Here is a 20241-nt window from a genome sequence, read left to right as displayed (position 1 = left end):
TTCCAGACCGCATCGCCAGGTGCGCGGCGACCTCCCCCGCCCGGACCATTCCACACCCTTCACCTTGCCCAAGTCTTATCCGCTGCTACAGACTGTGATAGAACAGCGTCGAAGCATCGCTGCCTGCCAAGAGGGCGCGGCCATCGAATCTGCCCCACTTACCCGGTCTAGGGTGGAAAATTCCCGATTTCCGCTTCGTTAACCATCTGAATTAACGCTGTTCTTTCACCTTGTTGAAGCGAAATTGGTCGTTGCTTCCGTTGCTCAGACGGTATTTTTCTCGGTATTTCACTGTCGATAGGTATCAAGTATCGATAGTGATAGATTTCGGGGCCCAAAACCATTACGTCAGTCATCATGGATCGGCGGAAAGCCCGGAAATCCGGGCTTTTTGGCCGTTCTTCACCAGGAATCGGTGGACTCATCTGCCTGATTGAGTGGAATGACGTTCACCGAACCGGCCGGCCCACTGCCGCTCCCCTTCCTCCATTCCCGCGTCGAACTCTGCTTAAAACGGCGAGGCCGGGGCTGACCCCTTCCATAACAGCCGACTTGCGCGATTTCCGCCAGGGAAGCCCGCTGACGCGCGTTTGGTGGTCACGATGGCCGTTGCCTATTCTCGGCCCAAAATCGCGCTGTATGGCTCCTCATTTTGTTGATAAAACACGCTTGCAAAGGATGTGTTGCGAACAGCCTTTAATTGCGATAGCTGGATGGAATGACGACCATTTCCAAATCCAGTGTTATCCGCGTCAAAGCTCTGGGTCTGCATTGGCGAGGCCCCCGGCTCCTAGCATTTGAGGTCTATGATCATGAGGGCCGGCTCAAGGGGGTACGGCCGCTAGGTGGTAGCGTTGAGTTTGGCGAAACCGCAAAAGATGCTGTTGCCAGAGAGTTTAAAGAGGAAATCGATACTGAGGTTTCCATTCTCGCAGGGCCAATGGTGATAGAGAACGTCTTCGTCCACGAAGGCCAAAGCCGGCACGAAATCCTGTTTATTTTTGACTTGGCATTTCCTCAAGGAGCTTTCGAGGGTCAGGAACGCATTCGATTTCAGGAGGACGACGGCACCTCAATGGTCGCAGCTTGGTATGATCCGCGAGAGCTTGATATCGAAGGAAGGCCGGAGCTTTACCCTAAGGGCCTTAAATCTCGATTACTCAGTCGGTGACCACCTGCCCCGCAGCCTGGCCAACCAGGAAGATTCCGGTGAACCTAGAAGGCAGGAAACGCTATCAATTCAACGAAACAGATTTCGCTTAATCAAGCCGGTCGACACCGCTAAACTCGGCGCAAATCACAGCGCCGGAGACGATCTTGCTGAAGCCAAAAGCCTTCCCCTCCCCCGCCGATCCGGTGCAGGCGCGCGCCGAAGAACTCGATGCGCTTGACGCTATCCTACCCTTTGCCCGCCGCGATCAGCTGGCAACGCTGCTGACCGACGACGATGTCGCCACCCTCAAGCATCTGGCCAAGGAAGGCATGGGCGCCAATACGCTGCGTGCACTTGCCTCCGATCTCGGCTACCTCGAAGCCTGGTGCGAGCTTTCGACCGGCGCTCCCCTCCCCTGGCCGGCGCCGGAGAGCCTACTCCTGAAATTCGTCGCCCACCATCTCTGGGATCCGGTCGAACGTGCCGAGGATTCTTCCCACGGCATGCCTGGTGACGTCGAGATTGGATTGCGCGCCAAAGGCCTGCTGCGTGTCGAGGGCCCGCACGCGCCAGATACCGTTCGCCGGCGGCTGACCTCCTGGTCGATCCTTACTCGCTTGCGCGGTTTGAGCGGATCGTTTTCCGCCCCTTCCTTGAAATCCGCACTCAGGCTCGCGGTGCGGGCCAGCGCTCGGCCAAGGCGACGCAAGAGCAAAAAGGCAGTCACCGGCGATGTCCTGGCAAAGCTGCTGGCCACCTGCGACAGTGAACGCCTGGTCGACCTGCGCGATCGCGCCCTGTTGCTCGCCGCCTTTGCCTCCGGCGGTCGTCGGCGCTCCGAAATCGCCGACCTGCGCATCGAGGATCTGGTCGACGAAGAGCCGGTGCATGCCGATCCAAGAGACGCCGCTTCCCCTCCCCTGCCGTGTCTCACCGTTCATCTCGGCCGCACGAAGACGACGACGGCTGAAGACCAGGCGCATGTCGTTCTGATCGGCCGGCCGGTTGTCGCGCTGAAGCGCTGGATTGAAGAATCTAGGATCGAGAGCGGCCCGCTCTTCCGGCGGATCGACCAGTGGGGCAACATCGACCGGCGAGCCCTGACGCCGCAGTCGGTCAATCTGATCCTCAAGAACAGATGCCGACAGGCGGGTCTGGATCCTGAGGCATTCTCTGCTCATGGGCTGCGGTCTGGCTATCTGACCGAAGCGGCCAATCGCGGCGTATCCTTGCAGGAAGCCATGCAGCAGTCGCTACATAAATCGGTGGCCCAGGCCGCAAGCTACTACAACAACGCCGAGCGGAAAAACGGGCGAGCGGCAAGATTGGTGAGTTAGGAAATCAATCGAGGGTAAGCAGATGCGGTATTCGACTGGCCAGCCGATACTGGTAGGCGATCATGTTATGGTCGATGGTATGGCAGGGATAGTCGTCTGCGATTTCGATAATCGCGCCTTTCTGCCCGGCTACTCCGACTGGGACATCCCTGACGTAGAGATGATGGGCGGTGGCACCCTGTCTTCCGGAATTATGGTCAAAACGATGGAAGCGGGCTTGATTCACTACGAACAGGGAAACGGGCACATCCTGTTTGTTGAAGCGAGTGGTCTTCAGCCTCCTGACGCCAATCGGAGATTGGAAGATTGATCTCCACCTCGGATGGGGCGATCCAGTCTAGATACCTGGTTTTAGCGTTCTTAGGGCATAGAAGTTGCAAGTTCCCCCCGCTCCGGAGAGCGCTAGGAAGGAGACTATCCATGCCAAGTTTTGTGAATTTCTGCGCCGTGCTATGGGTCGTTGGCCTCATCGTCAGTCCGGAAGCGAGCATGGCAGCAAACAATCAGCCTTTGAAGGGCGCAGATAACGGTACGCTCAGGGAATTGACGGGCCGGCCGAATCCCAACCACCTGGTCATCGTGGCTGTGCCGTCTCTGGCGGCATTGCTATTGAACGCGGAAAGGCTGAATGGAAAGCCGCTGACCCAAGAGCAGGTGGAGGCACTGCGCGACGGCGCCGCCGCCGTGGCTGTGCCGTCGAGTGCCGCAGAGGCTGTGGAACAGAGGCGTGGCTACAAGGATGTTGATTTTTCCCGTGCCTGGGAGGAATGGCAGGTCCTACGCAGGCAGTTCGACCAAGACAAGCCGTGACGAACTGGAGATCGACATTCACTCCTAAGCTGCAAGCAATGTAGGATTGCAACTTAAAGTGTCATATTTCAGCACAGGCTGTAAGTTATGGAAAATCCGCCCGAATTCGGCTAGCGTACGATTTCGCACTAATCTTGTTCTGCCACTCGTTCGCTCTTGAGCGCCTCGCTTGTCCTCTCAGCTGCCTTCCAGCACAGGCAGTCATGAGCTTAAGGCTTGGAACGGCGAAACAGCCTTACCAAACCTCCCCTGTGTACGTTATGGATGGCCTGCACATAAGGTTCGACGGCGCCTTAGAGACCAGCAATGAGTTCACGTCCCGCCAAAAACTGAATTGACGAACCTTTGAAATCGTCTCCGGCGGGCTCGCACAGGCCATCAAGGTGCTGAGCCAGGAATGCCTCCACGACAGCAGAATAAGATCGACGGTTTTCCATCCGTTGAATACCATGCCCCTCATCTGGATAGAGAAGGTACGTAACCGGGACACCGCACTTTTGCATTGCTGCGACGATCTGCTCTGATTCTGATGGCTTGACCCGGACATCGTTCCCGCCCTGAACAATCAGCAATGGCTTTCTAATTCGATCGACATAGTTCAGAGGCGACCGTTCCTCCAGAAAACGGCGCCCCTCTTCCGTCGTGAAATCGCCCAACCGGGCCTTGTAGACGGATTTCCATGTTTTCCAGTATTCCGGGATCGTGTCGAGAAACGTCAGAAGGTTCGAAATCCCGACCAAATCTACGGCGCAGGCGAATCTGTCAGGAGTCGCGGTGAGACCAGTGAGCGCGGCATACCCGCCATAACTTCCGCCCATGATGGCAATGCGATCAGGATCGGCAATTCCCTCCGACACAGCCCAATCGACTACATCAATGAGGTCCGTCTGCATCTTGCCACCCCATTCCTTGTTAGCTGCATTGATGAAAGCCTTACCGAACCCCGCGGAACCCCTGAAATTGACGCTTAGAACAGCGTATCCGCGATTTGCCAGCCATTGGTGCGTCGGGTTCAGTCCCCAGCTATCTCTCATCCACGGCCCACCGTGAACGACGAGTACCATCGGCATTGGCTCCGACGCGGTCACCGGCTGCGACAGATAGCAGACGAGCTCTAGGCCATCTCTCGCCTTCACAACAACAGGCGCCATGTTTGCTAAGGGCGCATTCTCGAGCTTTGGCTGCGCAGAAAAGAGCCGTTTAGCTGTTCCGGCCTTTCGGTCGAAAGCATAAAACTCCGGCGGATGACGATCTTGAGCGTGTGCAAAAGCCAGCCTTTCGGCGTCATCCGACATGCTGCTGAATATTATGTCACCCGGCAACTGGGCTTCGAGACCAGCGAAAAAAGACGCAAATCGAGAATCAATAACGTTCCATGTGCTGCGGCTATAAGCACTCGTTGCTGCAATTGGCCGGCTCGTCCCCGTATCCAGCAACAGGAAATCGATGTCTGCTCTTGGGTTTTCAGCAAGAACTCGGATGGCTTTCGTTTCCGGGTTCTCCGCAACCGCGGCAGCTTTGTCGCGCCCGCGGCTGTCGATCCAAAATAGCTCCTTTCCGTCGTCGCTGTAGTCAACGGGCCAGGTTGTCAGGCTATCTTCAAACGGAACGAGCGCGTAACACCGCCACGTCTTTGTTTCATCTCTGTAGAGATATTCTTTCTCCCCATGTTCGGTAAATCGCCGGGCTAGTCGAACTTCAAAATTGCCGTCCGTGATGTAACCTTGAAACTCATCGTTCTGTTCGACGAGGGCACCAGCTCCGGTATCGATCGACATGCGGTAGAGATCAAAATGCTGCTTTGATCTGCCATTGTGGGCGATCAAGACCTCGTTCGGAAAATTTCGGGATAGCCTTTGGACATAGGCTTTAACGCCGCTTGTCGGAGTGAGCGATCTCGCTTCGCTTGTTTGAGCGTCGATGCTCAAGATGCAGAAATTTTCGTCTCCGTATTCGTCACGCAATGTGAGAACATGGTGATTGTCAAAAGCCCAGGCAACGAAAGGGCCAATGCTCCTATCCTTGTATATCGTAATTGGGTGAGCCGTGTTCGGATCATCGATGGATGCGATCCAAAGATTGAAAATGCCATCTATGGGAGCCTGAAACGCAATCCATTTGCCGTTGGGGCTAATTCTAACCAAGCGTCGTTCCAAGGGATCGAAGAGCACTCGACGAGGAATAAGATCAGCTGTTTGCTTTGGATTCATACCGGCTGGCCGATTTTGAGGGTCGTAGGAACCCAAATCTTCTAATCATCATTGCGGCAATTTCATCGCTGCGTGTAAATCGGTGTGGTAACAATTTGGAGTTGGCGGAATGCCTAGCATAAAAAAATGCATTCGTGATAAGGATTGTCGATGCTGAAATATCTGGCAACGCTTGCAGACCGTTACTTTGAGAAGCGCTTTGCAGAGCCTGCGCCGGAAAAACGCTGGCACGGGCTTTACGATGTTCCACTTGAGGATCTAAAGCAGCGAGCTGCCCTCGGTGATTCCGATGCCGCCTTCGTGCTGGGTGACATTTACGACCAAGGCCAGTGCGACGTCACTCTCGACAGGGCACAGGCCGTCGAATGGTACGAAAAAGCGGCCGCCCTCGGCCACGGCGACGCGATGAACAATATCGCCAGCATATACCAGCACGGCGACGGCCCTTTCCAGATCGATCTCCTTAAGGCGCGCGACTATTACGAGCGGGGCGTCAAAGCCGGTTCTGGCACGGCAATGGGCAATCTTGGCCATTTTTACGCTGCTGGCAGCGCCGGACTGAGGCAAGATCAGCGGCTCGCCGTCAAGCTATTCAGGCGGGGCGCTCGAAACGGTGATGGCGATTCCATGGTCAGCCTCGGTCGTTGCTATAGCACCGGCTCGGGCGTCCGGAAGAACTCGGTACTCGCACTTTATTGGTATCGCCGCGCGCTTCAGGCCGGTAATCCGCGCGGAGCAAACAATCTCGGCGTTGCCTATTATTACGGGACGATCGTGAAGCAAGATATGCAAAAGGCCGTTCTGCTTCTCTTCAATGCGCTCCAGAGCGGTTTCGAGCGGGCGGCCTATACGCTTGCCGTCGCCAACGAGGAAGGCAAGGGCACGAATCGTGATCTAGAGGAGGCGCTCTATCTGTTCCGCCGTGCCCGGGCCGGTGGTCGCGAGGATGCGGACGAAGCAATCGAACGGGTACTTCTGAAGATGGGCAAGGAGTTTTCACCCGCCGTCAATCCTGCTCAGCGGCTGGAGGACCTAAGGGTCATGATCCGCGATCCGGAGAGGCGTTTCAGTGTCGAGGCTTTGCTGCTCGAACTGGCTCGCATCTGCGAGCATCTGCTTGAGGACGAGGAGAATCCTGCCGCCGACCAAGCACATGTTCTCGGCAGATCGAGCCTGATTCGCGGTTTCGTGCTGTGGAAGCAGCGTAACCCTGCCTATATTGAGCCCGTCGAAACGGCGCTTGCGATCGATGGCCAGCATCCCTTCCTAACATCATCGGAGCGCGCCTCTCTGCTGACTGCCAAGGCTATTACGCTGGCCCGCGATCACAAGTGGCAGGAGGCCGTCGATCTGCATCGTAGCGTACTTGATATCGTCAAGGCCGATTCCGACGCAGGGGAGAATGTCGTGCTTGCCGCGGTGACCGATCTCGCCTTCTGCCTGCACGAAGTCAACGAATTCGAAGAGGCGCGCAAGCTCAACAAGGAAGCCCTCACGCGCGCCGAAATCGCGTTCGGCAAGGACGACCCGCGCCTGTTGCGCATAATTGCCAATCTCGCCCAGAACGAGTTCGCGCTCGATCATCCCGCCCGTACGGTGGAACTCATGCGCCGGCGGTTGGAAATCGCCGAACGGCATGAAATTCTCGACGTGATCGGAACGACGCTACGCGATCTCGCGATCGCCTGCTTTTCGGCAGGTGACTATGCTGGCGCTGAGGATCTATTTCGCCGTCAGTTGGCCTTTGCCGAGCGTAACGGCGGGAGCGACGACATCGCCCGCGCTCGAGCAGACCTCGATGGCCTCTTTGAACGACTAGTCAAGATGTCGCGCTAGTTCTGACACAGCCGGCGCGCTCCCGCGATTGTCGCTGACCAACTCCATTGTCTTTGAAGACATGATCTACTCCATGCGGCCTTCGTTAGAGGCTGCGGCATCCCACGTTTCGGCGATCACGATCTAGCTCTATTGCCCACGCTTTCAAGTATCGAGGCTACGGAACCTGCGCATTCATGAACAGGCAGACGGCCATGGATTATCGCCCGCTGCAGCATATCGGCGGCGAACAGGAACCATTGTTTGCAGGGTGAGTTTAACCATTCGATGAGAACGGTTCTTGGCCCGGTACCAGCAGCAAGGACGGAGGAGAAGACGATGATCGAGGATAGCAGTTGCGCGGTACGGCGCCGCGCCTATGAGATATGGCGGCCGCAAGGCGTAACGCAGGGAGAAGTGCCGCGGCATTGGTTGCAAGCTGCCGGTAAGGTCGAAGACAGGAAGCCGACCGTCAAAGAGCCGGATGGCGGTCAGGATGCAGCGGGTACCGACAGTGACCCGAATGCCGCCATCAAGAAGGAGCGCGCCAAGGAACGGGAAGGCGAACAGCCGCCCGAGCCAAAGGGCGACGATCCAGGGCATGCTGCCGAATAGACAACCCACGCGACGGCGACGGCTCTGTGGATTCGCTGCGGTGGAAACGATGGCTGCCTTCGGCCAATCTTCATCAGAAAATGCACAATACTACAAACGGTTATTGCCGAGTCGAGAGATGCCTAGCGCCGGAAATCGCTCCGAGAAATCTGAAATTAGGTGCCATCACCTGCCGGAACAGCTACATTCTTACGATTAAATGCCAAACGACAATTCAGCAATATCTGCGCCATGGGGAGTGCGTATGATCCCACTTTTCCGGCTCTCGTGGTGTGCAGTGCTCTCGTAAAGTTTGCCGCGGCAAACTTTCTTTCTTCAGACTCGTTGCTAGTCGAACCACCGCCTTAACGCACTTTAGCCCTCCCGCCCGCCAGGCCCTACTCGAACACTCTGGACAAAATCGCTGCGATTGATCCCATCGCCAAATCCAAGCGACAGCTCGATGCCATCCAAAAGTTTGCCGCGGCAAACTTTCATCCAGCGTGGCTCCGAGGACCGCCGCTTGCATTTACAAGAGCCATGACCATCGGCCCCAGGGTGAATTCACCTCTTGCCGTTCGCCTGGTGAGGTCGCGAAGATAGCCCCCTGCCGAATTGATGACATTCGCCCTCTCCAGAATGCAGGCCATGGCCACGGCTGCGCTTTCCTGCCCCATCACCTCACAGGCGTTCTGATAAGCCGACGGACTCACCGCAAGCACTGACCGCACCACAATCGCAGCCGACATCAGGTCGCGCCAGCTGTTGATGGCGCCGTCAGGTCCGTAATCCGAAATCTGGGGGCAAGCTTTCAGGACGACTGCCAATGGGAACCCTTTCAGCGGCTCCCTCAGCGGCTTCTGTTTATCATTCGGCCTTGCCCCCTTCCGATCTTCGGAGCGGAGTTCAAATTCATGGATGGATTCGGATTTTGAATTCTGTTTGTGACGCTCATCTTGAGCATCATTGGTGCTTATTATTTCTGTTTTTGTTTGCATTTCCAATCGATTGAGCACCTCTTCACGCAAGAGTTCCATCTCATCAAGGCGGGCGAGGATGTCGTGGCGCGTTGGAGCGCGCGGAATCTTCGCGACAATCGACACGTAGACGGCTTCGATCGCCCGCCAGTCACCCTCTACGCCCTCATCCATCGCTGCCGTGATAAGCTTTCGGATATCACGTCGGCAGATGGTCAGCGCTTCTTTTGCCCTTCGGAATGCGATCCGCTCCGCCGCAACCTCTTGAGCCATCACAGCCAGTTCTTCTGATCGTGCCAAAATGGGCGACAGATCAAATCCGTAGGCACTTTCAATTGTGCCCTGACTGTCTTTTCTTGCGTATCGTTTGCCATTGGCGCTGTCTCTCCGGATGATCAGCCCGGCGTCAACGAGGACGGCCAGGTGCCGTCTCAGGGTTGCCCCAGCGATCCCATGGGCCCGAAGGGTCAATTGAGCGTTCGATGGAAACACAATCAGCTGTGCATCGTGGCGAAGTTCGCTTTCCGGATAGAAACTGAGCAAGGCATCGAGAATCGTGAGGCTCCGATCATGCAGACCAAGACGCTCTCTTGCCTCAGAGGCGTCCCGGAACACTTTCCATTTTTCGACGCTTTTTCCTGCTTTGATTTCCGCGGCCGCCTGCTGCCCACGCACGAGCGCAAGCGTCATCGGCCGCCGCCCAAACGGCGTCGTCACACTTCCCGGCTGCATCCTCTTTCACCTTTCAAAAGGCAAAAGAAAAGCGCTCACCAAAAACGGTGCCAAAGACTCTTGACGATGATTCCCGGAAATGCGATTCTCTGCTTCGCTACAAGAGAGATGAGGCTTCCGGAACGGCGACGTTTTGGGGCCTTTTCTTTTTGCTATTTATTCTCCGCTTTCTGTTGATCTGCTTGCTTCAAGCGAAATTCATCGAAGAGCTCCGGCAGGCGTTCGAGAACGAATGTCGCAAACTCCGGCGATGCCTTTCGATCAATAGAGATATCCAGCTTGCTTTTGCCGGTCTTGATTTGGCCGAGATGGTGACCACTCGGCGTCGTCCAACGGTCTGAAGTCTCGGCGACTGACCGCGGCTTGATAGCCTTGAGAATGGCCTTGAAGCGCTCCTCCGAGGGGAGGGACCGGATCTCCGGAAGGGCACTCGCCTCGATTGCCTTGTCGGTGTTAGTCCCCACATCAAGATAATCGGCGAAATCCACCCAGCTTCTCCGCCCGACTCCAGGGGCCGGGCCAATAGCCTCGATGAGTTCGGCGGGAACGCGGCTGACAACCGAAAGCATCAAAGAGAGGTCACCCTTCTGGATTGAGAGGGCCGACATGATTGTGTCGCGGGAAAACCGGGCTTTGAGTTGATCCGCGAAGCGTGCCCTTTCGATATAGGTAAGATCCTGCCGCTCGTTGTTTTCCTGTCCCTGAGCGACAACGAGCTGTTCATCCGTCAAATTGCGAACGATCGCCTTGACGGTCTGTCCGAGTTCCTTGATCGCACGAAGACGCCGGTGGCCAAACGCCACCTGATAGCGGCCCGGCTGCTCGGGATGAGGGCGCACCAGGATTGGGACTTGTTGTCCCTGATCGCGAATAGAAGCGATCAGGCCATCGATGTCGCCAGGCATGCGGTCCTGAACGAATGACGGATCAATCTGGGCAACATTCATCTCGACGACGGTCTGGCCTTCCGCCAAGCGCTTCTCAATCTCGTCAGCCCTCCGGCTTCGATCATTGAGATCGCCGAGCGATTTCGAGACGGCGGACATCGGCTTCGTTTTGGCGAGCAGAGGTCGCTCAAAATCTCCTGGGAGCTCCGCTTCGACGGGAGTTACAGGTTGCTTGAGATTGGCAAAAATATCTTTTCGACTCATGCTACCCTCCCCCATGCCTTCTTGATCAATGTCTCGATCTCGCTGTTGACATTGTTCATCGCCTCCAGCGCTCGATCGTAGGTCGAGCGCGTGAACTGGCCGCGGTCGACTTCAAAAAGAGTCTGGTTCGTCAAGCCCGCATCGGAGATTGCCGTACTTTTCAACATAGGGTTGATCATGACGTTCTCAGCAAACATCGAACGCAGAAAGGCCACCATCTGGTTCTGAGGACCGTCAGTCGGCTCGAAGCGAGTAATCAGATAGCGCATCCATTTGTGACGATCCTCGGCGCCCGAGGCTGCGATTTCGTCGAGAAGATCGCTCGTCATCGAAAGAAACTGATTCATTGACATGACGTCGAGCATCTGCGGGTGAACCGTAATCAACACCGACGTCGCAGCCGTCAGTGCAGAGAGAGTCAGAAAACCAAGCTGGGGAGGGCAGTCGATCACCACGACATCATAGTTTTCTTCCACTTGCGCGATCGCTGCCTGAACACGCGCGAAAAACAGCGTGTCGCCGGCCTGCCGCTTCATCAGCGCGCGGGGGGTATCATGCTCGAACTCCATCAGTTCGAGATTGCCAGGCACAAGATGGAGGTCCGGAATGTAAGTGGCACGAACAACTTCGCTCATGTGACGCTGCTCGTCGTCATAGCGAATGGCCCCGTAAAGGGTCTCGTTTTCGCCGACATGGATTTCCGGTTGATTTCCGAACAGTGCCGAAAGGCTTGCCTGCGGATCGAGGTCAATGGCAAGAACGCGAAAACCGCGCAACGCCAAATACTGCGCAAGATGCGCTGACGTCGTCGTCTTACCGGAGCCGCCCTTGAAGTTCATGACGGCAATTACCTGCAGTTCCTCTCCCTCGCGGCGATGCGGCAGATAGCGACCCGTAGCGCGCGGGCCCTGGTCAAGATGGCGTCGAATGTCGGCAATATCATCGACCGAGTACATTCGGCGGCCGCCTGCACCTTGAGCGACATTGGAATCGGGCATCTCAGATGCAACCATGCGCAGATAGCCTTCCGCAACGCCCAGGAGCTTAGCTGTTTCGGAGGGCGAAAACGTCCGAATTCCCTTGCGCGCATGCGGTGGAAAGATGTTTGCGTGATGTGCCTGCAGCTGGGTGGATAGCGACGAAGCGTGCCGCGCAATCACGGACCTCAGTCCAGGATTCTTGGTGATTTTCGCTTCTGCGCTCTCTGTCATAATATCGCCTGTTCAAGTCATCTGCGGTTTTTCCCGAACCACTCGCTCAATTCCGCATATAAGCAATAAGGCTCGATTCCCAGTGAATGGCAAGAAAAATAGGGTTAACAAAACCTTAGCGAAAGTTTCATTCATAAACGCCCTTTCTTCCGATACGGAAATAAACCCTATTATATCCACAACTTAAGCGCCCGAGGCCAGCAACGCGCATGCCCGCATTTTCTGTTGATCCAGCTTTCCGTCACAACTCAAAAGCGTTGAGAATTGTTATTTGCGATCCAGATTCACCCGACCGGTCAGCGACTCAGTCGGCTCGATGACTTGCCGGTTCATCGCCATGCATGTTTGCGGAGCTCGCCACGACTTTCGGCGCCGAGCGTGATTCACACTAATAGACGTAGAGCTAGTCTGATTCCCGCGTTCAACGCCAGCGGTCTTGATATGCAGATTTGCACCTGAAATCAGACCCTCTCCTTTAAGTGGCCATCCCTCTTTTGCGAGCCTCGATCCGAAGCGCCGCAGAATCACCAACTGCAAATCTGCACGTAGCCTGAAGCTGACAAGCATGGTTTCCACTCCAAGTAGTCCAATCTATGTGGAGTAGAGCATGCAAATACTCGTCGTTCCGCCGGATATCTATGAAAGTCGTGCGAGCTATCTGAAGAAGATGCATCAGCTGCGCGCCGCAGTATTCGGCAACAGGCTGGCATGGGATGTCAAAATTGTCGCCGGCGAAGAGCGAGATGAGTACGACGACCTTCACCCCACCTACATCCTCGTTGTGACGCCGGATGGATCGATCGCCGGCTGCGTTCGCCTTCTCCCGGCGAACGGCCCGACGATGCTTGAGTGCACTTTTCCGCAGCTCCTGGAAAAGCGCACGCTTCCCGAGCGAGAGGCGACGATCGAGAGTTCACGCTTCTGTGTCGACACTTCAGTTGCAGCGAGCAGGGGAGGGGGCCAACTCCACTTTGTCACCCTCACCATGTTCGCAGCGATCATCGAATGGTCGATGGTCAGCGGCTATACGCAGCTCGTCACCGCGACCGATCTTCGCTTCGAGCGGATATTGAAGCGTGCCGGCTGGCCGATGGATCGGCTTGGCGACCCGGCTCAAATCGGTAACACAATCGCGGTTGCCGGAAGCCTCCCACTTGATCGCGAAAGCTTCGAACGAGTTCGCCCAGCAACATATCATTCGCTTGCCAGCAACAGAAACGTGGGACGGATCGGGGGCGCCGTGTGACCCAACTCAGTTCTCATTTACGGCTTATCCGCAAGCTTCAGGACGCTCTGGGTGATCAGCTCTGCTTCGCCCTTGATGACGCGACCGTCGTCGAGATCATGCTTAACCCAGATGGAAGGCTCTTTATCGAGCGGCTCGGGCAGGGCGTCGCGCCGGCAGGCGCGATGGATTCGACCGCCGCAGAGGTCATCATAGGGAGCGTGGCCCACGCACTCCAGTCTGAGGCCGACAACGAGCAGCCGATCATTTCTGGTGAGCTTCCGATCGGAGGACATCGTTTCGAAGGTCTGTTGCCGCCCGTGGTCGCCGCACCGGTATTCACCATTCGCAGGCGCGCGTCGCGCCTGATCCCGCTCGACGACTATGTGAAGTCCAAAATCATGACGGAAGCACAGGCTTTCGTCCTGCGCGAGGCGATCAGATCACGCATGAATATTGTGATTTCCGGTGGTACGGGCTCGGGCAAGACCACGCTCGCCAATGCGGTCATCGCGGAAATCGTCGCGCGCGCGCCCGACGATCGCTTGATCATTCTCGAAGACACTACCGAAATCCAATGTGCCGCAGACAACGCAGTTTCGCTTCACACCAGCGATAGCGTCGATATGGCCAGGCTTCTCAAGAGTACCATGCGGCTCAGGCCTGACCGGATCATCGTTGGGGAGGTCCGCGATGGTGCCGCACTCACGCTTCTCAAGGCCTGGAACACCGGCCATACCGGCGGGGTCACTACTATTCACTCGAATACGGCGATGTCCGCGCTGCGCCGCCTCGAGCAACTGACGGCCGAAGCCAGCCAGCAGTCCATGCAGGACGTGATCGGCGAGGCCGTAGACCTTGTCGTTTCCATCGAGCGGACGGGGCACGGCAGAAGGGTCCGCGACGTCATCCATGTCGAGGGTTTCGAGAACTCTCGCTACCGCACCGAACACTATGCCCAAATCGATGAGGATAGCCATGCAGCGTAAGCGTCAATATGCCCTCACCGGCGGCCTGATCGCGGTCCTGTTGTCAGCAGCTCTGGCCGACCCGGCGCTTGCGTCGTCGGGCGGCGGCGGTCTGCCCTGGGAATCTCCGCTCCAACAGATCCAGCAATCGATCACCGGTCCAGTGGCGGGCTTCATTGCTCTGGCGGCCGTCGCGATCGCCGGCGGGATGCTGATCTTCGGCGGCGAACTCAACGACTTCGCGCGGCGGCTTTGCTATATCGCGCTCGTCGGCGGCGTTCTCCTCGGCGCTACACAGATTGTGGCCCTATTCGGCGCTACCGGGGCATCGATCGGCGCATCGCCACATCAGGCATCAAGCCAGGCGAGAGGAGGCCCTGCGCATGGCTGAACCTGGCAGCAATCTCGCGCAGTCTCGGATCCATCGTGCACTTTCGCGCCCGAACCTGCTGTTGGGCGCGGACCGGGAACTGGTTCTTTTGAGCGGCCTTGCGTCGATCATCCTGATCTTCGTCGTCCTGACCTGGTACGCCGCGCTGTTCGGGCTCGGCTTATCGCTGGTGGCAATCGCTGCACTCAGGATAATGGCGAAGGCCGACCCTTTGATGCGACGCGTCTACATTCGTCATGTCTCGTACAAGGCGCATTACCGACCGACGTCGACGCCGTGGCTCAAATTCTGAGGGCCAAGATGGTAGCGCTCAAATCCTTCCGCCATTCAAACCCCTCCTTCGCCGACCTCGTGCCTTATGCAGGCCTGGTCGACAACGGTGTCCTTCTTTTGAAGGACGGATCGTTGATGGCAGGCTGGTACTTCGCCGGACCTGACAGCGAAAGTTCGACAGATGCTGAGCGCAACGAAGTGTCGCGCCAGATCAATACGATCCTCGCTCGCCTCGGATCCGGCTGGATGATCCAGGTCGAAGCGGTGCGCGTACCAACCTCGGATTATCCGGACGAGGGCGAATGCTTCTTCCCTGATCCGGTGACGCGGGCAATCGACGCCGAGCGCCGCGCTCACTTCCAACAGGAGAGGGGGCATTTCGAATGCCGGCATGCCCTTATCCTTACATGGCGGCCACCGGAGCCGAGACGCTCCGGGCTCGCGCGCTATGTCTATTCCGACTCGGAAAGTCGGTCGGCATCTTATGCCACGACGATGCTCGACAGCTTCCGGACATCCATCCGTGAGATCGAACAATATCTTGGCAATGTCGTCTCGATCCGTCGCATGGCAACCCGTGAAACCGACGAACGCGGCGGATTCCGGGTCGCACGCTACGACGAGCTTCTCCAGTTCGTGCGCTTCTGCATTGCCGGAGAGAACCATCCTCTTCGCCTACCCGACATTCCGATGTATCTGGACTGGCTGGTGACTGCAGAGCTGCAGCATGGTCTGACGCCCCTGGTGGAAAACCGTTTCCTTGGCGTGGTTGCCATCGATGGATTGCCGGCCGAGAGCTGGCCCGGGATTCTGAGCGCCCTCGATCTGATGCCGCTAACATATCGCTGGTCATCGCGATTCATCTTCTTGGACGAGCAAGAGGCGCGGCAGAAACTGGAACGGACGCGCAAGAAGTGGCAACAAAAGGTCCGGCCCTTCTTCGATCAGCTATTCCAGACTGAGAGCCGCTCGCTCGACCAGGACGCAATGTCGATGGTGGCCGAGGCTGAGGATGCGATCGCCGAGGCCGCCTCCCAACTCGTTGCCTATGGCTACTATACCCCTGTCATCGTTCTCTTCGATGAGGACCAAACTCGTCTCCAGGAAAAATGTGAGGCGATCCGCCGATTGATCCAGGCGGAGGGATTCGGCGCGCGGATCGAAACGCTGAATGCCACCGACGCGTTCATCGGCAGCCTGCCGGGCGTCTCCTATGCCAATATTCGCGAGCCGCTGATCAATACGCGCAATCTGGCCGACTTGATCCCCTTGAATTCGGTTTGGTCAGGAAGCCCGCAGGCGCCATGCCCGTTTTATCCACAGGGATCACCGCCGCTGATGCAGGTGGCGTCGGGCTCGACACCGTTTCGCCTGAACCTTCACGTCGACGACGTCGGTCATACGCTTGTCTTCGGTCCGACAGGCTCCGGCAAGTCGACACTTCTGGCGCTGATCGCAGCCCAGTTCCGACGCTACGCCGGCGCGCAGGTGTTCGCCTTCGACAAGGGCCGCTCGATGCTGCCGCTCACGCTGGGCCTCGGCGCCGACCATTACGAGATCGGCGGCGACCCAGCAGACGGTGGAACCTCAAGCGGGGAGGGGAGGGCATTGGCATTCTGCCCACTCGCCGAACTTTCGAGAAAAAGTGATCGCGCTTGGGCAAGCGAATGGATCGAGATGCTGGTTGCCCTGCAGGGTGTCACTGTGACGCCGGACTATCGCAACGCGATCTCGCGTCAGATCGCGTTGATGTCCCAGTCCCGTGGACGCTCGCTCTCCGACTTCGTCTCCGGCGTACAAATGCGCGAGATCAAGGACGCCTTGCATCACTATACGGTTGACGGACCGATGGGACAGCTTCTTGACGCCGAGGAGGACGGTCTGTCACTTGGCCCCTTCCAATGCTTCGAAATCGAAGAGCTCATGAATATGGGCGAGCGGAACCTCGTTCCAGTGCTCACCTATCTGTTCCGCCGCATCGAGAAGCGCCTGACGGGAGCGCCAAGCCTCATCGTTCTCGACGAAGCCTGGCTGATGCTCGGGCATCCGACATTTCGCGACAAGATCCGCGAATGGCTGAAGGTACTACGCAAAGCGAACTGTGCCGTTGTGCTTGCCACCCAGTCTATCTCCGACGCCGAGCGCTCCGGCATTATCGACGTGCTGAAGGAAAGCTGCCCGACAAAGATCTGCCTGCCGAATGGAGCTGCGCGCGAGCCGGGCACCCGCGAGTTCTATGAGCGGATCGGCTTTAACGCCCGGCAGATCGAGATCGTCGCCACCGCATTGCCGAAGCGGGAATACTACGTCGCTTCGCCCGAAGGTCGGCGACTGTTCGACATGACCCTCGCTCCGGTGGCTCTCTCCTTCGTCGGCGCATCCGGCAAGGAGGATCTCAAACAGATACGCGCTCTTCACGCGCAATACGGAGCCGCCTGGCCTGTCCAATGGCTCCAACAAAGAGGGATTGTCGATGCCGAAACGCTTCTATCTGCTGCGTGAGACCACGCACGCCACTGTCATCCTTGCGAGCGTGTTCACGGCTGACCTGCCGATGCCCGTTCAAGCCGGCGGAGTGACGGGGCAGGCAACCGAGTGGACACAAATTGCCAACAATACGGAGCTCATCAGCCTCGTCGGCAAATCGGCCGAGCAGGTGAACAATCAGATCAAGCAGATCTCGCAACTTGCCGAGCAGATTCAGAACCAGCTCAACATCTACCAGAACATGCTTCAAAACACCGCCCGGCTTCCCAATCACGTTTGGGGACAGGTCGAGAACGATCTGAAAAGCCTGCAGAACGTTGTCGCGCAAGGGCAGGGCGTCGCCTTCTCCATGGGCAATATCGACGACGTCCTCAAGCAGCGCTTCCAGAGTTTTGCGGACATGAAAAACAATCTGCCTGATGGGGCGAGCTTTTCCTCGACTTATCAGGGCTGGTCGGCCACCAATCGCGACACGATCGCCGGAACGCTGAGGGCCGCAAACCTGACCGCCGACCAGTTCTCGAGCGAGGAAACCACCATGTCATCCCTTCGTTCGATGTCGGAGTCGGCCGACGGGCAGATGAAGGCGCTGCAGGTCGGCCATGAGATTGCCGCGCAGCAGGTGGCGCAGATGCAGAAGCTTCGGGGCCTCGTCTCTCAGCAAATGACGATGATGGGAACCTGGTATCAGTCCGAGCAGGCGCAAAAGGATCTCGCTCAGGCACGCCGGGAAAGGTTCTTCAACGCGCCACAAACGGATATCCGCGGCGGTCAGACGATGGAGCCGCGCTGGTGAGCCGCCTCGTCATCATAACCTTAATTACCCTTGGCATCGCCGCAGCCGGCATCACGGCGTGGGCATTCGTGTCGACGTCGAAGCAAGACGAAAAAACTGCCGCCCCAGCAGGTGGGACGACGAAATCCGACGCAACCCGACGAAGCCAGCGGACACACTTCTTCGGCGGCGATCCTGAACGTGATGTCCGCGGCGGGCAGGAAATGAGGCCACGATGGTAATCGTTCGGCAATTACGCGCCCTTGAGCTCAGCGTCATGGTCATCGCCCTCGTGCTTCTCACGAACACGCCAGCCTTCGCCCAACAGAGTGGCGAGGTTCTGACCACCCTCGAAAATTCCGTCGTCACCGCGGCCAAGGGCTGGGAGACGACGGTCACGAATGCGGCGCGGTCCCTATTCTGGATCCTCGCCGGCATCGAAATCGGCATCGCCGCGGTCTGGCTCGCCATCAATGCGGCGAGCTTGGACGTCTGGTTCGCCGAACTGGTGCGCCGGATCATGTTCATCGGTCTGTTCGCGTTCATCCTCGACCGGGGACCGGCGCTTGCCAAGGCGATCGTCGACAGCCTGTTCCAGCTCGGCGCCGGTGGTGGCTCCGCATCGCCGGCAAACATCTTTGATGCCGGAATTCGAGTCGCTTCAAAAATGTCGGAACAGGTGCAGTTCGGCCTGTTCGAAGACAATGCGCTGGCTATCGCCGCCGTGTTCGCAATGGTGATTGTGGTGATTGCCTTCTCGCTTGTTGCAGCGATCTTCGTCGCGGTGATGGTCGAGATGTATGTCGGGCTTCTGGCCGGCATGATCATGCTCGGCCTCGGCGGCTCCTCCTTCACCAAGGATTTCGCTGTCCGATACCTGATCTACGCCTTTTCCGTCGGCATGAAGCTGATGGGGCTGGTCATGATTGCGAAGATCGGGTCCGACATCCTGCTTGACCTTGCCGAGGCGCCGACCGCCACGTCGGACCAGTTTATCACCACGCTGGCAATCGCCGGCATCTCGGTCGTCGTCTTCATCGTTGCGATGTATGTCCCGCCGATCCTGCAGGGCGTGGTGCAAGGAGCATCGATTTCCGGTGGGATGGAAGCCATCCGTCATGGCGGACAAGCCGCGACCTTTGCAGCCGGCGGCGCATTTCTCGGCGCGGGCGCCGCGGTGAAGGGGACGCAAGCCGCAAGCACAGCACGAGCGAGCGGCTCGTCCATGATGGGCGCAGCACTTCGCGGCATGGCGTCCGGCATCGGCGGTGCAGGAAGGGCGACGGCCTCCGCCGCCAAGGACAAGGCGATTGCGTCGCCAGGCGCTTACGCAGGCTCGCTGCTGGGTCTTGCCAACGCCAAGCTTGATGAGAGCCGCAGGCCGGGCGGCGGTCCGTCGTCGAAGTCACCACCGCCGCCGATCGATGACAAGACATAAGGAGACCGTCTGGTAATGGCGACAGGCAATCCGCCCGAAAATCCCTATCTTGCCGCACGGCAGGAATGGAACGAGCGCTATGGCTCATATGTGAAGGCCGCGGCCGGCTGGCGCGCCGTCGGCATTACCGGCATGGTCATGGCGGTGATTGGCTTTTCCTATGCGCTCTTCCAGAGCACGCAGGTCAAGCTCGTTCCCTATATCGTGGAGGTCGACAAGCTCGGCACGGCCTCGAGCGCCGGCTTTCCGGAGCAGATCGAATACGCCGATCCCCGCGTCGTCAGGGCAACGCTCGGAAGTTTCGTCTCGAACTTCCGGAGCGTAACCCCGGATGCCATCGTACAGAAGCAGTACATCGATCGCACCTATGCGCTCTTGAGAACTTCGGATCCTGCGACGGAAAAGATCAATGCCTGGTTCCGTTCCTCCTCGCCCTTCGAGAAGGCGAAAGCGGCAACCGTCGCCATCGAGGTGAACAACATCGTTGCGCTGTCAAACCAGAGCTATCAGGTCGACTGGACCGAATTCGAACGCGACCGCAAGGGCAAGGAAACCGGCGTCCGCCGGTTCCGCGGTATCGCAACGGTCACGCTCACACCGCCGCAGGACGAGGCCATCATCCGCTTCAATCCGATAGGCCTTTATCTGCGCGATTTCGACTGGACGGCCCAGCTCTAAGAGGCATGCACCCAAA

19 protein-coding genes are annotated in these 20241 nt (G+C 57.7%); 15 read left to right on the top strand and 4 right to left on the bottom strand.

The genetic code is table 11. The features are described 5' to 3' along the window. Nucleotides 1-718 precede the first annotated feature (718 nt). The 4 genes from AC13RM_RS24390 to AC13RM_RS24375 all read left to right on the top strand — a co-directional run bounded on the left by AC13RM_RS24390 (nt 719) and on the right by AC13RM_RS24375 (nt 3300). Nucleotides 719-1171 (top strand): NUDIX hydrolase, encoded by a 453-nt coding sequence (locus tag AC13RM_RS24390; RefSeq protein ID WP_488555712.1) that lies wholly within the window; start codon nt 719-721, stop codon nt 1169-1171. Nucleotides 1172-1317: 146 nt separating this feature from the next. Next, nucleotides 1318-2490 (top strand): site-specific integrase, encoded by a 1173-nt coding sequence (locus AC13RM_RS24385; protein ID WP_488555711.1) that lies wholly within the window; start codon nt 1318-1320, stop codon nt 2488-2490. A 22-nt stretch (nt 2491-2512) separates the two neighbouring features. Continuing rightward, nucleotides 2513-2800, top strand: a complete 288-nt coding sequence (locus tag AC13RM_RS24380) for a hypothetical protein (protein ID WP_488555710.1) — start codon at nt 2513-2515, stop codon at nt 2798-2800. Between the two features lie 110 nt (nt 2801-2910). After that, nucleotides 2911-3300 carry a hypothetical protein gene (locus AC13RM_RS24375; protein ID WP_488555709.1) on the top strand — a complete coding sequence of 130 codons (390 nt, stop codon included), beginning with the start codon at nt 2911-2913 and terminating at the stop codon, nt 3298-3300. Nucleotides 3301-3593: 293 nt separating this feature from the next. Here AC13RM_RS24375 and AC13RM_RS24370 read toward each other — a convergent pair whose 3' ends face one another. Continuing rightward, a complete protein-coding gene (locus AC13RM_RS24370; RefSeq protein ID WP_488555708.1) occupies nt 3594-5444 on the bottom strand; it encodes a S9 family peptidase in 1851 nt (616 codons plus the stop codon). 216 nt (nt 5445-5660) lie between these two features. Here AC13RM_RS24370 and AC13RM_RS24365 point away from each other — a divergent pair, with 216 nt between their 5' ends. After that, the gene (locus AC13RM_RS24365) at nt 5661-7346 is read left to right on the top strand and encodes a tetratricopeptide repeat protein (protein WP_488555707.1); all 1686 of its coding nucleotides are present in this window, start codon (nt 5661-5663) and stop codon (nt 7344-7346) included. 318 nt (nt 7347-7664) lie between these two features. Beyond that, nucleotides 7665-7940 (top strand): hypothetical protein, encoded by a 276-nt coding sequence (locus AC13RM_RS24360; protein WP_488555706.1) that lies wholly within the window; start codon nt 7665-7667, stop codon nt 7938-7940. A gap of 473 nt (nt 7941-8413) precedes the next feature. On the opposite strand, the gene repC is transcribed toward AC13RM_RS24360, so the two are convergent. The 3 genes from repC to repA form a co-directional block, all read right to left on the bottom strand. Beyond that, nucleotides 8414-9628 (bottom strand): plasmid replication protein RepC, encoded by a 1215-nt coding sequence (repC, locus tag AC13RM_RS24355; protein ID WP_488555705.1) that lies wholly within the window; start codon nt 9626-9628, stop codon nt 8414-8416. 152 nt (nt 9629-9780) lie between these two features. Continuing rightward, nucleotides 9781-10779: a plasmid partitioning protein RepB gene (gene repB, locus AC13RM_RS24350; protein WP_488555760.1), complete on the bottom strand. Its 999-nt coding sequence runs from the start codon at nt 10777-10779 to the stop codon at nt 9781-9783. Then, nucleotides 10776-11990, bottom strand: a complete 1215-nt coding sequence (gene repA / locus AC13RM_RS24345) for a plasmid partitioning protein RepA (RefSeq protein WP_488555704.1) — start codon at nt 11988-11990, stop codon at nt 10776-10778. The genes repB and repA overlap by 4 nt, the downstream gene beginning before the upstream one ends. Nucleotides 11991-12597: 607 nt before the next feature. Between repA and traI the strand changes: the two genes are divergently transcribed. The 9 genes from traI to AC13RM_RS24300 are packed head-to-tail and all read left to right on the top strand — an operon-like array spanning nt 12598 to nt 20225. Then, nucleotides 12598-13236, top strand: a complete 639-nt coding sequence (traI, locus tag AC13RM_RS24340) for an acyl-homoserine-lactone synthase (protein ID WP_488555703.1) — start codon at nt 12598-12600, stop codon at nt 13234-13236. Continuing rightward, nucleotides 13233-14204: a P-type conjugative transfer ATPase TrbB gene (gene trbB, locus AC13RM_RS24335; protein WP_488555702.1), complete on the top strand. Its 972-nt coding sequence runs from the start codon at nt 13233-13235 to the stop codon at nt 14202-14204. Before traI ends, trbB begins: the two co-directional genes overlap by 4 nt. Beyond that, entirely contained in the window at nt 14194-14574 is a 381-nt protein-coding gene (locus AC13RM_RS24330; RefSeq protein ID WP_488555701.1) for a TrbC/VirB2 family protein, read from the top strand. The genes trbB and AC13RM_RS24330 overlap by 11 nt, the downstream gene beginning before the upstream one ends. Continuing rightward, entirely contained in the window at nt 14567-14866 is a 300-nt protein-coding gene (locus AC13RM_RS24325) for a conjugal transfer protein TrbD (protein WP_488555700.1), read from the top strand. Before AC13RM_RS24330 ends, AC13RM_RS24325 begins: the two co-directional genes overlap by 8 nt. An 8-nt stretch (nt 14867-14874) precedes the next feature. After that, a complete protein-coding gene (locus AC13RM_RS24320) occupies nt 14875-17349 on the top strand; it encodes a conjugal transfer protein TrbE (RefSeq protein WP_488555699.1) in 2475 nt (824 codons plus the stop codon). Further along, entirely contained in the window at nt 17321-18130 is an 810-nt protein-coding gene (trbJ, locus tag AC13RM_RS24315; protein ID WP_488555698.1) for a P-type conjugative transfer protein TrbJ, read from the top strand. The genes AC13RM_RS24320 and trbJ overlap by 29 nt, the downstream gene beginning before the upstream one ends. Beyond that, on the top strand, nt 18127-18351 hold the full coding sequence (gene trbK, locus AC13RM_RS24310; RefSeq protein WP_488555697.1) for an entry exclusion protein TrbK: 225 nt from the start codon (nt 18127-18129) through the stop codon (nt 18349-18351). Before trbJ ends, trbK begins: the two co-directional genes overlap by 4 nt. After that, nucleotides 18345-19547, top strand: a complete 1203-nt coding sequence (gene trbL, locus AC13RM_RS24305) for a P-type conjugative transfer protein TrbL (protein ID WP_488555696.1) — start codon at nt 18345-18347, stop codon at nt 19545-19547. Before trbK ends, trbL begins: the two co-directional genes overlap by 7 nt. A 15-nt stretch (nt 19548-19562) precedes the next feature. Further along, entirely contained in the window at nt 19563-20225 is a 663-nt protein-coding gene (locus AC13RM_RS24300; protein ID WP_488555695.1) for a conjugal transfer protein TrbF, read from the top strand. Nucleotides 20226-20241: the final 16 nt, after the last annotated feature.

Source organism: Martinezella sp. CNPSo 3732 (assembly GCF_057784515.1).
The sequence above is the reverse complement of the archived record's forward strand: the minus strand, read 5'-3'. Positions and strand labels throughout refer to the sequence as shown.

Excerpts from the sequence above, each read along its gene's own strand:
- AC13RM_RS24390 (WP_488555712.1), top strand. The coding sequence starts at position 719 with ATGACGACCATTTCCAAATCCAGTGTTATCCGCGTCAAAGCTCTGGGT.
- AC13RM_RS24380 (WP_488555710.1), top strand. The coding sequence starts at position 2,513 with ATGCGGTATTCGACTGGCCAGCCGATACTGGTAGGCGATCATGTTATG.
- AC13RM_RS24375 (WP_488555709.1), top strand. The coding sequence starts at position 2,911 with ATGCCAAGTTTTGTGAATTTCTGCGCCGTGCTATGGGTCGTTGGCCTC.
- AC13RM_RS24365 (WP_488555707.1), top strand. The coding sequence starts at position 5,661 with ATGCTGAAATATCTGGCAACGCTTGCAGACCGTTACTTTGAGAAGCGC.
- AC13RM_RS24360 (WP_488555706.1), top strand. The coding sequence starts at position 7,665 with ATGATCGAGGATAGCAGTTGCGCGGTACGGCGCCGCGCCTATGAGATA.
- repC (WP_488555705.1), bottom strand. The coding sequence starts at position 9,628 with ATGCAGCCGGGAAGTGTGACGACGCCGTTTGGGCGGCGGCCGATGACG.
- repB (WP_488555760.1), bottom strand. The coding sequence starts at position 10,779 with ATGAGTCGAAAAGATATTTTTGCCAATCTCAAGCAACCTGTAACTCCC.
- repA (WP_488555704.1), bottom strand. The coding sequence starts at position 11,990 with ATGACAGAGAGCGCAGAAGCGAAAATCACCAAGAATCCTGGACTGAGG.
- traI (WP_488555703.1), top strand. The coding sequence starts at position 12,598 with ATGCAAATACTCGTCGTTCCGCCGGATATCTATGAAAGTCGTGCGAGC.
- AC13RM_RS24330 (WP_488555701.1), top strand. The coding sequence starts at position 14,194 with ATGCAGCGTAAGCGTCAATATGCCCTCACCGGCGGCCTGATCGCGGTC.
- AC13RM_RS24325 (WP_488555700.1), top strand. The coding sequence starts at position 14,567 with ATGGCTGAACCTGGCAGCAATCTCGCGCAGTCTCGGATCCATCGTGCA.
- AC13RM_RS24320 (WP_488555699.1), top strand. The coding sequence starts at position 14,875 with ATGGTAGCGCTCAAATCCTTCCGCCATTCAAACCCCTCCTTCGCCGAC.
- trbJ (WP_488555698.1), top strand. The coding sequence starts at position 17,321 with ATGCCGAAACGCTTCTATCTGCTGCGTGAGACCACGCACGCCACTGTC.
- trbL (WP_488555696.1), top strand. The coding sequence starts at position 18,345 with ATGGTAATCGTTCGGCAATTACGCGCCCTTGAGCTCAGCGTCATGGTC.
- AC13RM_RS24300 (WP_488555695.1), top strand. The coding sequence starts at position 19,563 with ATGGCGACAGGCAATCCGCCCGAAAATCCCTATCTTGCCGCACGGCAG.